The 17,462-nt window shown below is 55.0% G+C and carries 11 protein-coding genes, 2 pseudogenes and 1 other annotated feature; of the genes and pseudogenes, 4 read left to right on the top strand and 9 right to left on the bottom strand.

Annotated features, from left to right (window positions below; genetic code table 11):
* Window positions 1-10 precede the first annotated feature (10 nt).
* Both ACZ9W6_RS13415 and ACZ9W6_RS13420 read right to left on the bottom strand, forming a co-directional pair.
* Window positions 11-2,899 (bottom strand): SNF2-related protein, encoded by a 2,889-nt coding sequence (locus tag ACZ9W6_RS13415; RefSeq protein ID WP_465191668.1) that lies wholly within the window; start codon window positions 2,897-2,899, stop codon window positions 11-13.
* A gap of 173 nt (window positions 2,900-3,072) precedes the next feature.
* Window positions 3,073-3,960 (bottom strand): WYL domain-containing protein, encoded by an 888-nt coding sequence (locus ACZ9W6_RS13420; RefSeq protein ID WP_465191669.1) that lies wholly within the window; start codon window positions 3,958-3,960, stop codon window positions 3,073-3,075.
* Window positions 3,961-4,669: 709 nt separating this feature from the next.
* Between ACZ9W6_RS13420 and ACZ9W6_RS13425 the strand changes: the two are divergent.
* Both ACZ9W6_RS13425 and ACZ9W6_RS13430 read left to right on the top strand, forming a co-directional pair.
* A pseudogene (locus tag ACZ9W6_RS13425) lies at window positions 4,670-5,834 on the top strand (IS256 family transposase).
* A gap of 12 nt (window positions 5,835-5,846) precedes the next feature.
* A protein-coding gene (locus ACZ9W6_RS13430) for an IS3 family transposase (RefSeq protein WP_465191670.1) occupies window positions 5,847-7,069 on the top strand; the annotation gives its coding sequence in 2 pieces (ribosomal slippage) (window positions 5,847-6,135 and window positions 6,135-7,069; 1,224 coding nt in all).
* Window positions 6,125-6,241, top strand: a sequence feature (AL1L pseudoknot). (Overlaps the previous gene by 117 nt.)
* A 150-nt stretch (window positions 7,070-7,219) precedes the next feature.
* On the opposite strand, the gene ACZ9W6_RS13435 is transcribed toward ACZ9W6_RS13430, so the two are convergent.
* Window positions 7,220-7,354 (bottom strand): hypothetical protein, encoded by a 135-nt coding sequence (locus ACZ9W6_RS13435; protein WP_465191671.1) that lies wholly within the window; start codon window positions 7,352-7,354, stop codon window positions 7,220-7,222.
* Window positions 7,355-7,421: 67 nt separating this feature from the next.
* On the opposite strand from ACZ9W6_RS13435, the pseudogene ACZ9W6_RS13440 reads away from it, so the two are divergent.
* Window positions 7,422-7,655: pseudogene (locus ACZ9W6_RS13440) on the top strand (integrase core domain-containing protein); the annotation flags it as partial.
* A 59-nt stretch (window positions 7,656-7,714) separates the two neighbouring features.
* Here ACZ9W6_RS13440 and fcl read toward each other — a convergent pair.
* The 4 genes from fcl to ACZ9W6_RS13460 form a co-directional block, all read right to left on the bottom strand.
* The gene (gene fcl, locus ACZ9W6_RS13445) at window positions 7,715-8,701 is read right to left on the bottom strand and encodes a GDP-L-fucose synthase (RefSeq protein WP_465191672.1); all 987 of its coding nucleotides are present in this window, start codon (window positions 8,699-8,701) and stop codon (window positions 7,715-7,717) included.
* An 85-nt stretch (window positions 8,702-8,786) separates the two neighbouring features.
* Window positions 8,787-9,905 carry a GDP-mannose 4,6-dehydratase gene (gmd, locus tag ACZ9W6_RS13450; RefSeq protein WP_465191673.1) on the bottom strand — a complete coding sequence of 373 codons (1,119 nt, stop codon included), beginning with the start codon at window positions 9,903-9,905 and terminating at the stop codon, window positions 8,787-8,789.
* 8 nt (window positions 9,906-9,913) lie between these two features.
* The gene (locus tag ACZ9W6_RS13455; protein WP_465191674.1) at window positions 9,914-10,462 is read right to left on the bottom strand and encodes a class I SAM-dependent methyltransferase; all 549 of its coding nucleotides are present in this window, start codon (window positions 10,460-10,462) and stop codon (window positions 9,914-9,916) included.
* 14 nt (window positions 10,463-10,476) lie between these two features.
* Complete coding sequence (locus tag ACZ9W6_RS13460) at window positions 10,477-13,254, bottom strand: FkbM family methyltransferase (protein WP_465191675.1); 2,778 nt, start codon at window positions 13,252-13,254, stop codon at window positions 10,477-10,479.
* Window positions 13,255-14,286: 1,032 nt separating this feature from the next.
* On the opposite strand from ACZ9W6_RS13460, the gene ACZ9W6_RS13465 reads away from it, so the two are divergent.
* Window positions 14,287-15,093: a DNA/RNA non-specific endonuclease gene (locus ACZ9W6_RS13465; protein ID WP_465191676.1), complete on the top strand. Its 807-nt coding sequence runs from the start codon at window positions 14,287-14,289 to the stop codon at window positions 15,091-15,093.
* A 64-nt stretch (window positions 15,094-15,157) separates the two neighbouring features.
* Here the strand turns inward: ACZ9W6_RS13465 and ACZ9W6_RS13470 are convergent, their stop codons facing one another.
* Together ACZ9W6_RS13470 and tldD are read right to left on the bottom strand one after the other, a co-directional pair.
* A complete protein-coding gene (locus tag ACZ9W6_RS13470; RefSeq protein WP_465191677.1) occupies window positions 15,158-15,769 on the bottom strand; it encodes a YitT family protein in 612 nt (203 codons plus the stop codon).
* Window positions 15,770-16,012: 243 nt separating this feature from the next.
* The gene (tldD, locus tag ACZ9W6_RS13475) at window positions 16,013-17,452 is read right to left on the bottom strand and encodes a metalloprotease TldD (protein ID WP_465191678.1); all 1,440 of its coding nucleotides are present in this window, start codon (window positions 17,450-17,452) and stop codon (window positions 16,013-16,015) included.
* Between the last annotated feature and the right edge of the window lie 10 nt (window positions 17,453-17,462).

Below are 17,462 nucleotides of genomic sequence, written 5' to 3' on the forward strand. Positions count from 1 at the left end.
TTTCCTTACTTCAGGCCATCAAGGCGGCAACAATGGTGAATTGGGCGCGGTCATCCAGCTGCAGGGTGTCGCGTATCCATTGCTGGTAGTTCTGGAACAGGTCGGCGGTGTCGTGTTCTTTTTGCTTACGCCGCGCGGCATTCACCTGCTCGATACCGCTGCTGAAATCCAGCGCCAGCTGCTGCAGGTGTTTGTCTTGCAGGGTGCGCAGCTTGGCCAGCTCGCTATCGAGGCGCTGCTGGCAGTCGGCGTCGAATGCCTGTTTGATGGGTCGCAGATGGGCTTCTGCTGCGGCGATCACCTGGGGCAAGGCTTGCTGCAGGGTGCGGGTGTCGGGCGCCTGACCATCGTTGGCCAGCTGCGCGTCCGCCAGCCCGGTGCGCTGCAGCACATCGGGCAAGGGCAATACGCCGGCGACGTAACCACGTGCGTCTACCTGTACCGCCACCCACTCGGCCAGCATGGCCTGGACGCGACGGTTGGGCACCTGCGCCAGCACCAGTACCAGCGATTCGCCAGCTTGCAGACCTTTGGACACGCGCATGACTGGGGCGGACATGCGGCGGAACTGCGACATCAGCTTGTAATCCAGCCACTGCGATACCGGGTGCAGCGGCCACAGGTACTGCACTTGCGGCCAACTATTGGTGTCGCGCGCGTCGGCAATGGCGCGGTTGATGATGGCCTTGTCGGCGCTGAGTGTCAGTGTGCGGTTTGCAATACCTTTGTCTGAGCCCAGTTTCAAATACATCTCGTCTGCCAACTCGCGTTCCAATAGCTGTGCCAGGTCGCTGCCAGGCTGGAAGCTGAGCGTGCGGCGGGCATCTTCGCAATCTAATGACAGAAGCTCCTTTGGCGATAGCCTAACGAGCAGACGCAGGGCGTCGCGCAGGTAGCGGTAGTGGTCGCTAAACAAGGTGGGCAGCTCGCTGGTGACAGCAGCAGGCGTGGACGAGGTGGTAACGGCCGGGGCCGGAGCTTCGTCAACGGTGCTGGACCACAGCAATTCGAAGGGGTCGACGTTGTCTTGCGCCAGCAGCGCGGCAAACTCATCAGCCGTGCGTTTGCCCTCAATGGCAGCGGCCACCTCGGCCACTTCCAGTTCTTCGTCGTACAAGCCCATGAAGGCAGACGGGTCGCCAATGTTGCGGGCGGCCTGCTCGTCTTTGTCGATGAGGATTTCCAGGTAACGCAGATCACCACGAATGCGTTCGTTGTCCGGCAGCGTCAGCAGGTAGCCGATCATCGGCGTTTTGGTCTGGCCGTAGCGGTCTACCCGGCCGTTACGCTGCTGGAACACCATCAGCGACCACGAGATGTCGAAGTGAACCAAGCGGTGCGACTGGTAGTGCAGGTTCAAGCCTTCCGACGCCACATCAGACGCAATCAACAAGCGCAGGGGCGAATGGGTTTTGCCAAAGTTTTCGACTGTCTGCTGAATTTCCACGTCGGGCAGCTGGCCATGCAGAATGGCAACGGATGCTGCCGCCAGGCCCAGCGCCTTGGGCAGCTCGGTCTGCAGGAATTTAAGCGTTTCGATACGCTCGGTGAACAGCACCAGACGGTCGCTAGGGTCGCTACCGGTCCAGCGCCACTTGGCGCCTTGCTTCAGTTGCTGCACCAGATGCTGGAATTTGCTGAACTTGTCGGGCGTGATGGCGGCGACGAGTTGTTCCAGCTCGCGCAATGCGGGCAGGTCGTCGTGTGCGGGGTCTTTTTTCTCCACGCGGCGCATGCGTTCGCGCAGGGTTTGCAAGCAGGCCGCCGGCGACGAAAACAGGGCCTTTTCCAACGTGGTGCGAAACAGCATGGCGCCTTCACGCTGGGTGCCGCCATCACTGGCCAGGCGCAGGTTGGCCAGTGCTTCGAAAGCCGCGTTCTCTGCCGGGCTGGCATGGGTTTCCAGCCGGTAGACTTCGCGCTCCGGGAAGTCTTGCTGCATCTGGTCGCGCACGTCTTTCTTGAAGCGACGCACAAACAGATGGCCAACATCGTCGCGGGTGTAATCAACACGCTCGCCCGCCGGTAACACCGTCGGGTCCAGCATACGCATCAGGCTGGCGAAGCTTTCTTTTTTACCGTTGTGCGGCGTGGCCGTTAGCAGGATTAGCGCGTCCGAACGCTGGGCCAGCAACTCGGCCAAGCGGTTACTTTGCGTGCGGTTGCCTTTGTACGAGACATTGTGCGCCTCATCGATAATGATGAGATCCCACCATGCTTCTTGCAGATAGTGGCGGTATTCGCTATCGCGCTTGAGGGTATCGACCGAAATGATGGTTCGGTCGTAGTAGTTGAATGGGTTGTGATTGGTAGGGATATCGCGGCGAATGCGCTGAATACCTGCCGAGTCCAGCCGGGTAAGCGCAATGGTGAACCGGTTCCAGAATTCTTGTTGGAACTGACGCATCATGCTCTTGGTCGTCACCACCAGAATGCGCCGGGCTTTGCCACGACGCGCCAGCTCGGCGGTAAGAATGCCGGCTTCCAGCGTTTTACCCAAACCGACCGTATCGGCAATCAGCAAACGCGGGCGCAGCTGCTGCAGTACTTGCTGCGCAGGCTGCAACTGGAAGGGCATGGTATCCATCACGGCGTGCTGGCCCATCACCACTGCATCATTACGGATAGCGGCCTGACGCAGCCGCGCTTCGACATACAGCCGGGAAGCAATGAAAGTAGGCGACGCATCAAATACCAGCTCGGTTTTGGCAGGGTCAATAATGGTGACCTGCTCCAGACCGGTAAGAAACAGCGCTGTTCGGTTTCTTACGGTTTCAGATACCCCAATGCAGCTAAGCTGCCAGCCACCCAGGCTGCACATATCAGCCTTTTGAACAATCCACTCTTCATCGCGAATCAAAACACGTGCGCCTGGCGCAGGGGCTTGTTTCAGTTGCATTCACTTTCCCTTACTACTGCTGTTGTTGCGTGCTGTCTTGCAGACAACACGTGACGATTCTTCTGCTATCGGCTAACCAGTCCCACCCGAACTTTCTCTGAATGAGGCAGCCGGGCGGCATACATTTCGTGCCTTCACCCCCAGGGCTACACCCTGGGGGCGTTATCTGGCATCTATTCTTCCTCGAAGCCTGGCGCCAATCTCATGCTCGGCGCACCGTCAATAGACTGCGTGTTCTTTAACCACAAACGACAAGCCGAATCATCAATCGAAGCATCCGCCGAACAATCGACATACCAGCGCCGCAGCAGGTAGCCCACGTTGGCCGCACGAGCGCTGATGGTCAGCATGCCGTCAGTCATCGCATAGTCCAGCGTGGCGATGGTCGGGTCGGTCAATCTGGGATGTGGCACCAGTTGCAAGGTGACTGTGCGTTGCCATTGTTCATCGTGGCTGGCTGCTTCGTGTGGCTGCGGGGCAGCATCGAGTATCTCGGCGGCCAACAGGCGGGTGAGCACCAGATCAATAAAGCGGCCGCGCAGGCGGTCAAAAGCGCGCACGTGCCAGCGCAGGCCGCTATCGACCAGCGCATGCGGCGCGATCACCCTCTCCTGCTCGCCACTGCTGGCGCTGTAATAGCGCACGTTCAACAGCCGTTGCTGCCGAATGGCGCGGCTGACCGCTGCCAGAATCGGCATGGCCGGGCGATTAAGCATGGCGGGGTAATCACCCGGCAATGAAGGGCTGCCGAGAGTTTCGATGCTGTAGGGTTCGCCCTGCATCAGCGCGGCGATGACTGGCTCGAGCTTGTGTTCGAACAGCGGCTGGAAAGTCGGCAAGATACGGTAAGATTTGCTACGACCATCCAGCGCTAGGTTGGCCGCAGCCAGCTGGCGGTACAGCGTCAGGTCACGGGTTTGCACCGCTGGCGCGATATCAAAGCGAGCCATAAGGTCAGCACGGCGGATTTCACCCAGAAAATACAGGCTGAAGTCGATAAAGCTCAGCCGCTGGCGTTGCTTGTAGCTGAGTTGTTGCAGACTTTCACTATCCGTAGGCATGTCTTGGTGCGGCGCATAATTAGCACATTCGCATTATGCCTCAGCAACCGTCACTCAGTCATCTTTTCGATTAGTCACTTTCAAAGTTATGCAACCATGGCTTCTCTCACGCCCGGGCAAAAGTTGACTAAAAACGACAGGCATCCAGCGGGTCGGATTACACAGCAGACGCTATCCGTGAGTACGCGACAACAGGGGTAGTGACGGTGCAAACCAGCCAGCGACTGGTTGCCGGGGGCATTTTTGGGGGCATTTCCATTTTTCAAAATTCAGAAAGGCTTATATGGCTTGAATGTGGCGCTGAATTCTGTAGACGCCGGCCCAAACAAACACTTCATGACGTGTCATGAAGACTGTGCCGTTAAGCATAATGTGTCGCCAACGACACTTTATGCTTAATTTTTCGATGCGACACATTTTGCTTTATTCACTAAGTGTGTTAGTGCCGATTAGTGGCCATTGGTGTTTTCAGTCCAGTAATGCAAAAAAGCCGGCGTAAGCCGGCTTTTGTTTGTACGCTGCAATGGGTATCTAGGCGATGCCAAGCTCATTCTTGATATCGACCAGCACATCGAACAACAACTCGATTCGACCAAGAACAGCGGCTGGCACCCGAGCTTCAACTTCTCGCAAGCTCACTGACGGGCGTGTACTGAATTTTGTGTAAACAGACATTTGGCAGGAAACTGCCACCTAGTCTGGAGACACAATGAGCTCGAAAAATCACAACGTACCTGACGCACTACTGGACAGCTTGCTGGCCGATTACCAGAAGCCCGAAGACCTCATCGGAGAGAACGGCCTACTCAAGCAGCTCACCAAGCTGCTGGTCGAGAAAGCGCTGGATGCCGAGATGGCGGCGCATCTCGGCCACCGCAAACACGAGCCAGTGCTCAATCCCGCCGGCAATACCCGTAACGGCAAGAGCCGCAAGACCCTCAAGGGCGAGTTCGGTGAATTACCTATCGAAGTACCACGCGACCGCCAAGGCACCTTCGAGCCACAACTCATCCCCAAGCACCAAACCCGCTGGGCCGGATTCGACGAAAAGTCATCTCGCTTTACGCCCGGGGCATGACGGTGCGGGAAATTCAGGCCCATCTGGAAGAGATGTACGGCGCCGAGGTCTCGCCCAGCCTGATCTCCTCCATCACCGATGCCGTCAGCGAAGAGGTCAAAGCTTGGCAGGCTCGTCCTCTCGATGCGGTCTATCCGATCATCTACCTCGACTGCATTCACGTGAAGGTGCGTGAGGGGGCCGTCCGCGTGAAAGCCGTCTATCTCGCCATCGGCGTTACCCTGGCTGGAGAGAAAGAGGTACTGGGGATGCGGCTGGCCCAGACGGAGGGCGCCAAGTTCTGGCTTCAGGTCGTGACCGAGCTGCGTAACCGGGGCGTATAGGACATCTTTATCGCCTGTGTCGATGGCCTGAAGGGCTTCCCGGAAGCGATGCGGATTCCGGTGAATCTGGCCAGCCGTGCCGGTAGCAGTTGTGCATCGTGCACATGGTGCTGCACAGCCTGAACTACGTGTCGTGGAAGCGGCGCCCGGAGGTGGCAGCCGACCTGAAGCGGATCTACCAATCCGCAACCCTCGACGAAGCAGAGCAGCGGCTCGGCGAGTTTGAGGCCAAGTGGGATGACGAGTATCTGCCGATTGGTCAGTCCTGGCGACGCAACTGGGCTCGGTTGACGCCATTTTTTGACTATCCGCCGGAGATCAGGAAAGTGATCTACACCACCAATGCCATCGAGTCGGTGAATATGAGCCTGCGAAAGCTGACGAAGAATCGGGGCTCGTTTCCGAGTGATGAGGCGTTGCTGAAACTGTTCTACCTGAATCGCCCCGGGTTTCGCGGAGGCTCCCTCACTTGAGAGAATGGAGCCATGAGCAAATCCACCAAGTTTTCCCCGGAAGTCCGCGAGCGCGCTGTACGCATGGTCTTTGACGCCAAGGATCAGTACGAATCGCAGTGGGCCGCGATCGTTTCGATCGCCTCCAAGATCGGCTGCACCGCTGAAACATTGCGCCGCTGGATTCGCCAGCAAGAGCGCAATACTGGCCAGGGCGATGGCCCGGCGGGCACCGAAGCCGCGCGCGTCAAAGAACTCGAGCGCGAAGTGCGTGAGTTAAAGAAGGCCAACGAAATCCTTCGACTGGCCAGCGCATTTTTCGCGCAGGCGGAGCTCGACCGCCGCTTCAAGTCGTGAGGGCCTTCATAAACGCACACCGCGACCGCCTTGGGGTCGAGCCGATCTGCCGGATCTTGCAGGTTGCCCCGTCCGCCTATCACCGCAATGTCGCCCGGCAGCGCGATCCCGCCATGCGTAGCCCTCGGGCTCTGCGTGACGACATGTTGAGGGTTGAGATCGAGCGCGTTTGGCAGGTCAATCAGCAGGTGTACGGCGCAGACAAGGTCTGGCGTCAGCTCCGGCGCGAGCACATCGCGGTGGCACGCTGCACCGTTGAGCGGCTGATGCGGCAGCTCGGTTTGCGTGGCGTCAGCCGCGGCAAGGCGGTTCGCACCACGCGCCCCGATCCGGCGGCAGCGTGTCCGCAGGACCGGGTGAATCGGCAGTTTGTTGCTGAACGGCCAAACCAACTGTGGGTCTCGGACTTCACCTACGTGTCGACCTGGCAGGGTTTCGTCTATGTCGCTTTCGTCGTCGACGTCTTCGCCCGCTATATCGTTGGCTGGCGCGTCAGTCGCAACATGCACACCGAGTTTGTGCTCGATGCGCTGGAACAGGCGCTGTGGGCGCGGCAGCCGAGTTGCGACTCTTTAATCCACCACAGCGATCGCGGCTCGCAATACGTCTCGATCCGCTACAGCGAACGGCTGGCCGAAGCAGGTATCGAGCCTTCGGTCGGCAGCACTGGCGACAGCTACGACAACGCGCTGGCCGAGACGATCAATAGCTTGTACAAAGCTGAGGTCATTCACCGGCGCGGGCCGTGGAAGAGTCTGGAGGCGGTGGAGCTAGCGACGCTGGAATGGGTGGCGTGGCTCAATCACCACCGCTTGCTGGCGCCGATCGGTTACATTCCACCGGCGGAGGCAGAAGCAAACTATTATCGCAGTCTGAGTGAGCTGGCCATGCAGGTCTGACTCACACAAAATGGCCTCCGCGAAACCCGGGGCGGTTCAACCTGGCGCTGAAGAACATCAGCCAGAAGTGGACCATGCCGATTCGGGATTGGAAGGTGGCGCTGACTCGCTTTACCATTCAGTTCGAGGAGCGCATTCCACAGGCGTAACCTAAACCCTGTTTACACAAAAATTCGGACAGGCCCAGGCGCGGGAGGCCTCTGCCACCGTGCTCTTGCCTTGAATGATCTCCATCATCAGCGCGGCTTTGCGCTTGGCGGTCCAGCGTTTGATATCGTTTGCCATGGTCATACTCATCACATGCTCCTGTGTGAGTTATGACCTGTGCAGGTTTTTAGTGGGTCATTACAGTGTGACGTTGGACTTCTCGCGTCCAGGAAAACCCACGGATAATCCCTTTATCGAGTCGTTTAATGGCAGCTTGCGGGATGAGTGCTTGAACGTACATTGGTTTCTGTCGCTGGGTAACGCGCGTGACAAGATCGAGCGTTGGCGGGATTACAATGAGTTTAGGCCACACAGTTCGTTGGGCGATCGGACTCCCGGCGAGTTCCGGTTAGCCCATCTTGAAGCCCGAAACCTCTAAATTAGACCGCTCGGTTAGTCGGGAGGAGATCAGTTGGCCTCGAAAGCCAGTTAGAAATACTACGAAGAGCGGGTGGTTGTCGCCAGCTCAAAAGACTTCTGAAAATCTTCATATGCCTCTGCCAATCCGACACCCAACTCTTTCTCCACCAACCAGCCTGAATTAAGCAGTACGCCGGACTCCATCCACTTTCTTGGCGCTCCATCAGGTTTGCTCACATCAAATACTATCTCGCCATGGTAGCCAACGGTCTCAGCAACAAGCTCGGCTAGCTCACGGATGGTAATATCGTGACTACTACCGACATTAATATGCGAACACATTGGAGAAACAATAGATTGCCACTTGTCACTCTCCAGCTCCATAACATGCACTGATGCCGAAGCCATATCATCGACATGCAAAAACTCACGACGTGGGGCGCCACTTCCCCACACTACCACTTGCGGAGAAACCGCCAGTTTAGCCTCATGAAAACGGCGAATAAGAGCCGGAATGACATGGCTATTTTCTGGATGGTAGTTATCACCGGGGCCGTATAGATTGGTTGGCATCACACTGCGATAATCTCGTCCATACTGCCGGTTATAGCTCTCGCATAGTTTGATTCCGGCGATTTTGGCAATAGCGTAAGGTTCGTTGGTAGGTTCAAGCGTACCCGTCAACAACGCACCCTCACGCATTGGTTGCGACGCATGCTTGGGATAGATGCAGGATGAGCCCAGAAACAGTAATTTCTGCACACCACTCTGATGCGCTGCATGAATTACGTTGGCCTCAATCATCAGGTTCTGGTAGATAAATTCGGCTGGGTAAGTATTGTTTGCTTGGATACCCCCTACCTTTGCTGCAGCAAGATACACTTGGTCGATTGACTGCTCGGCAAAAAAGGCATCCACAGCGGCCTGGCTAGTCAAATCCAGTTCGGCGTGACTACGGGTGATAATGTTTTGATAACCCCGAGCCCTCAGACGACGCAAGATGGCACTACCCACCATCCCCCGATGGCCAGCAACAAAAATGCGTAGGTCTTTACTGCATTTCATGAGAAATTTCCGAGTAGTTGAAAAAAATCTGTCATCCTGACGCACTGTCAAATAGAAACCGCTGGCAATGCCACCCCTCTCCTCTTCAACTTTCCGTACTGACCGCCACAGAGTAGCCATGCTGCTTGAGCAAAGCATGGCGTCGGGCATCCTGCAAATCAGCGGCAACCATTTCTGCACACATCTGCTGTACCGTAGTTTCCGGCACCCACCCAAGTTTTTCGCGAGCCTTGGACGGATCGCCAAGCAGCGTTTCAACTTCTGCCGGGCGGAAGTAGCGTGGATCAACACGTATCACTACATCACCCAACTTGAGCGCAGGGGCAGCGCCTCCGCTGATAGCGGCGACCACACCAACCTCGTCAACACCCTCACCCTCAAATCGCAAAGTCACACCCAACTCTGCTGCGCTCCACTCCACAAACTGGCGAACACTGTATTGCACACCGGTAGCAATCACGTAATCTTCTGGCTGATCTTGCTGCAGCATCAGCCACTGCATCTTCACATAGTCTCGAGCATGCCCCCAATCGCGTAGCGCACCTAAATTACCCAGATACAGACAGTCCTCCAGACCCTGGGCAATATTGGCTAGGCCGCGGGTAATCTTGCGAGTAACAAATGTCTCACCACGACGTGGTGACTCGTGATTGAAAAGAATTCCGTTGCATGCGTACATACCGTACGCCTCTCGGTAATTAACAGTGATCCAGTACGCGTACAGTTTGGCAACCGCATATGGACTCCGAGGATAAAACGGCGTAGTTTCCCGTTGCGGCACCTCTTGCACCAGACCATAAAGTTCAGAGGTCGAAGCTTGATAGAAACGAGTTTTCTTTTCCAGCCCGAGGAAGCGGATCGCTTCCAGTAGACGTAATGCACCAATAGCATCAACATCCGCCGTATATTCAGGTGACTCGAAACTCACTGCAACATGGCTTTGAGCCCCAAGATTGTACACCTCGTCCGGCTGCACCTCTGAAATGATGCGAGTGAGATTGGAAGAGTCAGTCAAGTCACCATAGTGCAATCTGAATGATGCGTGCTCGATATGCGGATCCTGGTACAGGTGGTCAATACGTTGAGTATTGAACGATGAGGCACGGCGCTTGATACCATGTACTTCATAGCCTTGCTCAAGCAGGAACTCTGCCAGATAGGATCCATCCTGTCCGGTAATCCCGGTGATCAGTGCTTTTTTCATTATTTCTCTTATTTAATAGCCAATAAGTTCAAGCTTATCGCTACACCATATGGCTTGAACTCACTTGTATCATCGAACAGACCAAACGACTCAACACGAGTGACCTTACTAAATCCGGCAGAAATGAGATAGTGCTGCAGGAATTCATAATTAAGACCAATGTAGTGATAATCATAGGCATCAGTCTGCCCGCCGAACAGCATCCGCATCACATGAAATCGTTCGTTGGCACCTAATTGTGGTGAAACAAACAGGCGACACAGGATGTCCAGATCAGGAACAGATACCATTAGCCGCCCTCCACTCACCAGAATACGCGCAATTCCCTGCAGCACAGGCAGGATTTCCTGTTGAGATAAATGCTCAAGTACGTGACTTGCATAAACTTCGGCAAACTGACCATCGTCAAAACCCGACAGATCTCGCACATCTCCCAGATAGTCGACACCTTCAGCTGCTATCGCATTGAATATTTTCCAGCCAGCCCGGACCTGCTTGCCACCGATATGCAGCCGCTGCACTATCGACTCACTGTCACTAGATAGCTCATCTCTCATATCTGAACTCACTTTCAATTCGAACCTCCCCTGAGACGATCAAGATACTCGTTAGCTAGCGCGCCCCCCTTTCGACGATCGAGTTCGGACAGTAACAAATAACTCAAATCATAGGAGCGGTAAAAATCGTTCAGGATCAACGCCATCTTCATCAATTGAACATCGCTAAATTGTCCGAGCGCCTGCCAGTCACGAACATAAATTGCATCCGACCACAAGCGCTGGTTCAACCCCAGGTTTGGATTATTATTGCAAACCAGAGGCTTGAATGTCCTGCTGCCAAAACCAAGGAAGGTATGAAATTTGAAACCATTCGCACGCATGAAGGCATCTACATCAGCAAATAAGGGCTGCTTTTTGTAGAGTTCGACAAACTCGACCTCTACCTGAACCACCAGAGTAGACGCAAGTACGCGCAAGGCATTCTGGAAAATCATCAACTCCGCGCCCTGAACATCAATCTTGAAAAAGTCGACTTCTCGTACTTCAGACACATCATCAAGTCGCACAGTCTCTACAGCATGCTGCGCCACCGGAGTCGTCACCTCAGCCAAATTCTGGAAGTGCGAAAGCAAAGCAGTATTCGGCTCGAAAAGTGAGCCAGTCAACCCCCAGTTTGTTTCGTGAAAAGTTTGCACATGTCCGTTACCAACAAAATACGGGAAGAACCGGTGCGGAGCCCCATAGCGCGCGTTTAGCGCATTGCAAGCCTCGCGATCAGGCTCGAATCCAAACAACCTCGCCTTGCCAGCACGAATCAGTGGATCGTATAGCGGAGCCTCACCCAGCGCAGCGCCCACATCCAATACCGTTAAAATCGGCATTTGTGGACACAGCTGGAGCAGACTGCGCAGTGGCTCCGGCGCTGCGGGAGAAACCATCTGATCAACAGGGCTGACTCCAGCAGATGATTCAACAATAAAACTAGCAGCTGGCTGCCCCTGCTGCTGGCACTGCCACATAGTGGTGTAAGCCGACTCAAGGTCACGACAAAAACGCAGGGTGTCAAAAAGGGGCAAGCTACTACGGTTGTCCAGCAAGTACTGACGTAACGCATGACGACGCACAGCATCATGCGCCAAATCAACAGCTAGATTCTCATAAGCCTCGAAAGAGTCTACCGCCAACTCAGGCAGACCTGCTGCGGCCAAGAGGCCTGATGCAACACGCCCGGGAAAGGCATTGCCACGATAGGTAATCACAGGCAAGCCACCTTGCAGTGCATCAGCACAAGTAGTATGCGCATTGTAAGGAGTGGCATCGAGGAACAAGTCCGCCAGTCTGTAGCGCGCCAGGTGATCCGCCTTCTCCGGCACTCGGCTGGCAAAAATCAGCCTCGCCGGATCGATACCACGAACTGCTGCTTCGCGCCGCAGATTATTTTTGATCGATTCATTACGAGCCATCAGCCATAGCACACTATCCTGCACCCGCTGCAGGATACGCATCCACATATCGAACAGGCGTGGATTAATCTTGAAATCGTGGTTGAAGGCACAGAAAACCATCGCACTTTCAGGCAAGCCATATTCACTGCGTGGCGGAGTGGTTGGCGAAGCGCAGAGGCCGGCATCAGTTGGCAAATACGTATACGGCAACGTCACAACCTGTTCCGAAAAATATTGCTTATCCTGCTCGGGAATCGTGTAGCGGTCGGCAATGATGTAATCCATGCACGGCAAGCCCATTGTGCCCGGATAGCCCAGATAGTTGACCTGCACAGGTGCCGGTCTATGCAACAACACTCCAGTGCGTGAATCCGAGGTATAACCGGCAAGGTCGACAAGCACATCTATCTCGCACTCCCGGACCAACCTCGCAATCTGCTCTGCTGTTTGACTACGTACATCGTAAAAATGCTCAAACGCCATCTGGTATCGAGATCGCAAACTACTGCCATCATCGACCCCCAACGAAAAGGCATAAGTCTCGAAGCCACGCCGGTCATGTCCCTCGATGATACCTATCATCAACTGGCCAACCGGATGCTCGCGAAAATCCGGCGACAGGTAGCCGACTCGAATACGCGAATGCTCGTAGCGCTCACCCTGCCATAACTGCGGGAAAGGTTTGCTTTGCAAAGTCTTGGCATATGTCTGCGCACACAGGAAATGGTCTCGTGCCGAATCCACCATAGACATGAGTGCCAAAGTACTACACATACGCCGCCCAGCACGCACACCATTAACAATCTGCGCACAAAGTCGATCGAAATCACCCCAATCACAAGCGTGCAGCTGCTCGTAAAGCAAAAGGCCTGCTGCTTCGTCATATTCAGGTGCAACCTCGGTCAATCTTCTGAATGTCTGGATCGCCAGCTCACCCTGCTTCAGCTGAGTGAGAATGATGCCACGATTAGCCAACGCCCGTGGATTGTCAGGCTCTATCTCAAGCACTTTATCAAAGGCAAGCAGTGCATCCACATGCTTGTCCAAGGTGTGCTGCAAAATTCCATGATTCATCCAGCCCTCAGCATAGGCTGGGTCAAGCTCGGTAGCACGCTTGTACGCTTCACCAGCCTCCACATAGCGACCTAAAGCCTGCAACTGCACCCCACGCGCATTCCAAGCCATGACGAAGTTTTCGGAAATGGTGCAAGCTCGTTCAAAGTAACCAAGCGCCAGCTCTGTATCGTGCCGATGCTTCGAGGCAATAACCCCAAGTGAATACAAGGCAACAACGTTGGCCGCATCCAGCATAAGTATCTTTTTGAACAATGCCTCGGCAGCATCGTAATTCAGTGCATCCTGCAAGCTGAGAGCCTCATGCAGCATTGTGTTCTGGTTATTCATTACTTTTTATTCCTTCAATTTAGTGCTGCAAGACGGCACTCCGTCCGCACTCTCCCTGCCGACAAATCACTCACTATGCACAGAGTCATGCATCAGAGCCTCTTGAGACTGCCAAGCAAACATCCCGAAACGGTTTTAAGCCACATTATTGAGCACCACAAACGCCAAGCCACCAACAAAAACTAGTCGGCAAACCAAACATGACATGCATCTGGAAGTTAAAAAGCAGCAACGCCTGAGGCTGCACAAATGTATCCAGCACATTTCCAGGCAAAGTGTGTCAAAGTCACACACCCACCAAGTATTGATTTAGCTACGACACCAAATCCAAGGCGCTGCTCACCCTGAAAATACTGATCCATTTTGAAAGTGATGCAAAATGAACTATGGCCCTCTCAGCATCCATATTTTCACTCCGACAACCGCATCATCTTTCCCTGCCGCCATAGCAAATCTCACTCAATCGGTGCCTTACCAGCATACCGCGTCCTTCTCGCAAATACACCCAAGACAAGGATCAACTCAGGGTTCGATAGCTTGCCGGCTTGCTTGCACTTATCCGAGTCAAGCAAAAGCGGTCTAACAGATACTGAACGGGTCGATTACTTTCTTCAGCAGCGAGCGGACAGCATCTACCAATCATGTACCACTTTTTTACTGACAATAGACCAGCAGCCGTTCACGATGACCACCCTGCAAATTGCTTAATAATAAGGGCAGGATTCATCCCACAATCTTAATGCAAGATTATCTATATAGCTTGAACACGGCAAGCTGGGCGAGTTAAGCAATGACGTGGATCAAACAGTATATGCGCCAGAATATCGCGCGCAGTCAAATTGAATTCAATAAATTTACAGATGCAGACTCATCCCTCACCTCGAAACCAGAATTACATTTTCAGTGACCGCAATAAGTGACAGTAAAAACAAGTCATTGAATAAAAAAAGATATTAAACAAAGCACGGCCTTTTCCCAGCATCCGAAATGATTTAAATCAGCACAAATTGCATGCAATTTCAGGTAGAATTTATGGTTTCTCACCTGCGCCGCATGAAAAAGTTATTACTGCTTACACCACTGGCTCTGATCCTTGCCTATACGGCTTTTCAACAACCCTGGAATGCCGCTCACGCAGCCAGCCAACCAGCCACCAACCTAACCCCTACCCGCTTTACTCAGTGCCAAGACTTCTTCTATCAGCACACCGCCCCGCAGACCCCTGAAACGATCACCAAGGGAAAACTGCGCGAACTGTGCTTTGATGATTTCGCCATCCTGCACAGTGGCAACAACAAGGCACCACTGTTTGCTGCGGAAAAACTTTCGGCACGCAGCCTGAAAGAAGCTGCCGACGAAAAACGCACCGACCGCTTTTATGAAGAAGCACGACTGCCATCAGCCGAACGCGGCCAACTTGCCGACTACAAAGGCAGCGGCTTTGATCGCGGGCACCTCGCAGCAGCCGCACAGCGCACCACGCCCGAGGCGATGGCGCAGAGCTTCAGCCTCGCCAACATGGTGCCGCAAGCTCCTGAAAATAATCGCGGCGTCTGGGCAAGATCTGTCGAGGCGGCCACGCGAAAATACGTGATGCGCGCCAGAGGCGATGTTTACGTCATCACCGGCACATACAACGCGCCCGGCAATCCTGCCCGTTTTGCCGGCGAGGTTCGCATACCCGACGCGCTTTACAAGCTGGTATACGATGCCAGCGCCAACAAGTCGTGGGTGTACTGGACACCCAATAGTGATGTGGAAAAGCCGGAAATGATCAGCTATGACAAACTGGTCAGCCTCACCGGCATACGTTTTCTGCCGGCCATGCCGAGCCACTGAATCCCGCTACTGCAATAAAAAAGCCGGGACGCTATCGTCCCGGCTTTTTTGTGAGGCAACTAAACTAGACCACGTAGCGATCCGGTCGATGATTGAAGCCGATCACCAGATTCATCGCGGCCGCACCAACCAGTGAACCGAGCAGCGCTTGCCAGCTGACCAGAAACAGCGAGGCAAACAGGATGACAAAGTCCAGGCTTAGCTGGAACTTACCGGCACGCAGGCCATAACGATCCTGCAGGAACAAGGCCAGGATATTAATGCCGCCGAGGCTGGCCTTGTGCCGGAACAGCGCGATGAAACCCATCCCCATCATCAAGCCACCGATCAGGCCGCTATAGAGTGGGTTCAATGTGCCGAAATCCAGAAACTGGCCATGCAAGCCGGTGAACAGCGATAGCAGGCTGACCGCGATAAAGGTACGAATGGTAAAGACCTTGCCCATGCGCTTCCAGGCCAGCCAGTAAAACGGAATATTGATCAGGAAAAAAGTCAGGCCAAATGACAAGCCGGTCTGGTAGTGCAGCAGGAAGGCAATGCCTGCCGTGCTGCCGGTCAGCAAGCCGGCCTGCTTGAACATCACCACGCCAAACGACACCAGCAATGTGCCAATCAGGATGGCCATGACATCCTCGAGCAAGCTGTGGGACACCGGATTTTCAGTCTTGGGCATCATCGCCCTCTTCAAGGTAAGCAACATGATGATCTTGCAGTGCAACAAAATGCGGGGATTTTATAGCAACTGCCAAATTCATCAATAGACATAGCGCAATAAATCAAACATTCACATCAAATGGCAATTTATCGCTTTAAAATATGCCTTTTTCGATTCAGACAAAATCACAGCACCATGTTTGCGGCCAACTATGCCCCGTCCAACAAAAAACCGCCCTTACGGGCGGTTTGGCCAGCTGGCTGATCAGGCAGTGCCGCCTATGGTCAGGCCACCATCAATGCGCAAAGTCGGCTGCCCCACGCCCACCGGCACGCTCTGCCCTTCCTTGCCGCAAACGCCGACCCCCTCATCCAGCGCCAGATCATTACCGATCATGCCGACATAGTTGAGCACTTCCGGACCATTGCCGATCAGTGTGGCACCCTTCACCGGATAGGCAAGCTTGCCGTTTTCGATCTTCCACGCCTCCGACGCAGAGAACACGAATTTGCCGCTGGTGATATCCACCTGGCCGCCGCCGAAGTTGGCCGCATAGATGCCATCCTTTACCGAAGCGATGATTTCTTCGGGGGACTTATCGCCACCAAGCATATAAGTGTTGGTCATCCGCGGCATCGGGATGTGTGCATAAGACTCGCGACGGCCATTGCCGGTCGGTGCCACCCCCATCAGGCGGGCATTCATCGCATCCTGCATATAGCCGCGCAGGATGCCGTCTTCGATCAGCGTAGTGCAATGAGTGGCATTGCCCTCGTCGTCGATCGCCAGCGACCCGCGACGGTCAGACAGGGTGCCATCGTCAACCACGGTCACGCCCGGCGCTGCCACGCGCTGGCCGACCATGCCACTGAAGGCAGAGGTACCCTTGCGATTGAAATCGCCCTCCAGACCATGACCGATGGCCTCGTGCAACAGCACGCCTGGCCAGCCGCTGCCCAGCACCACCGTCATCTGGCCGGCCGGCGCTGGTCGCGCCTCGAGATTGATCAGCGCCTGCTGCACGGCCTTGCGGGCATGATGTTCGATCAGCGCATCATTCAGTCGAGTCAACTCGTAACGGCCACCGCCGCCACTGCTGCCTACTTCGCGGCGGCCATTCTGCTCGGCAATCACCGTCACGCTGATACGCACCAGAGGGCGTACATCGGCAGCGCGCACGCCATCATGGCGCGCGACATAAACCACATCGTATTCTGCGGCCAACCCTGCCATCACCTGGATCACGCGCGGGTCCACACTGCGTGCGATGCGCTCGATCTTTTCCAGCACCGCCACCTTGGCATCGGCCGACAGCGTGGTCAGCGGGTCGATAGCCGCATAACGCGCGGCCGGCTGGCGCTGGCTGACGGCACCGGCACTGCCCTGTCCGCCAATGGCACCGATAGCACGCACAGCATCGGCAGCCTTCAGCAGCGCGGCGGCACTGATATCGTCGGAGTAGGCAAACGCCGTCTTGTCGCCGGATACCGCACGCACGCCGACACCCTGATCAATGCTGAAACTGCCTGCCTTGACGATGCCTTCTTCCAGGCTCCAGCCCTCGCTGCGAGTGTACTGGAAGTACAGATCGGCATAATCGACCTGATACTGCAGCATGCGCGACAGCGTGCTGTCGATGACTTGCTCGTTCACGCCATAGGGGCTCAGCAACAGGCTGTCGGCAATGGAAAACGCTTGACTCATGGCGGAAACT

The sequence above is a fragment of the Vogesella lacus genome (assembly GCF_979366295.1).

What these genes read in the sequence shown, in the direction of transcription:
- ACZ9W6_RS13415 (WP_465191668.1), bottom strand. Translation starts at nt 2,899, where the DNA reads ATGCAACTGAAACAAGCCCCTGCGCCAGGCGCACGTGTTTTGATTCGC.
- ACZ9W6_RS13420 (WP_465191669.1), bottom strand. Translation starts at nt 3,960, where the DNA reads ATGCCTACGGATAGTGAAAGTCTGCAACAACTCAGCTACAAGCAACGC.
- ACZ9W6_RS13435 (WP_465191671.1), bottom strand. Translation starts at nt 7,354, where the DNA reads ATGGCAAACGATATCAAACGCTGGACCGCCAAGCGCAAAGCCGCGCTG.
- fcl (WP_465191672.1), bottom strand. Translation starts at nt 8,701, where the DNA reads ATGAAATGCAGTAAAGACCTACGCATTTTTGTTGCTGGCCATCGGGGG.
- gmd (WP_465191673.1), bottom strand. Translation starts at nt 9,905, where the DNA reads ATGAAAAAAGCACTGATCACCGGGATTACCGGACAGGATGGATCCTAT.
- ACZ9W6_RS13455 (WP_465191674.1), bottom strand. Translation starts at nt 10,462, where the DNA reads ATGAGAGATGAGCTATCTAGTGACAGTGAGTCGATAGTGCAGCGGCTG.
- ACZ9W6_RS13460 (WP_465191675.1), bottom strand. Translation starts at nt 13,254, where the DNA reads ATGAATAACCAGAACACAATGCTGCATGAGGCTCTCAGCTTGCAGGAT.
- ACZ9W6_RS13465 (WP_465191676.1), top strand. Translation starts at nt 14,287, where the DNA reads ATGGTTTCTCACCTGCGCCGCATGAAAAAGTTATTACTGCTTACACCA.
- ACZ9W6_RS13470 (WP_465191677.1), bottom strand. Translation starts at nt 15,769, where the DNA reads ATGATGCCCAAGACTGAAAATCCGGTGTCCCACAGCTTGCTCGAGGAT.
- tldD (WP_465191678.1), bottom strand. Translation starts at nt 17,452, where the DNA reads ATGAGTCAAGCGTTTTCCATTGCCGACAGCCTGTTGCTGAGCCCCTAT.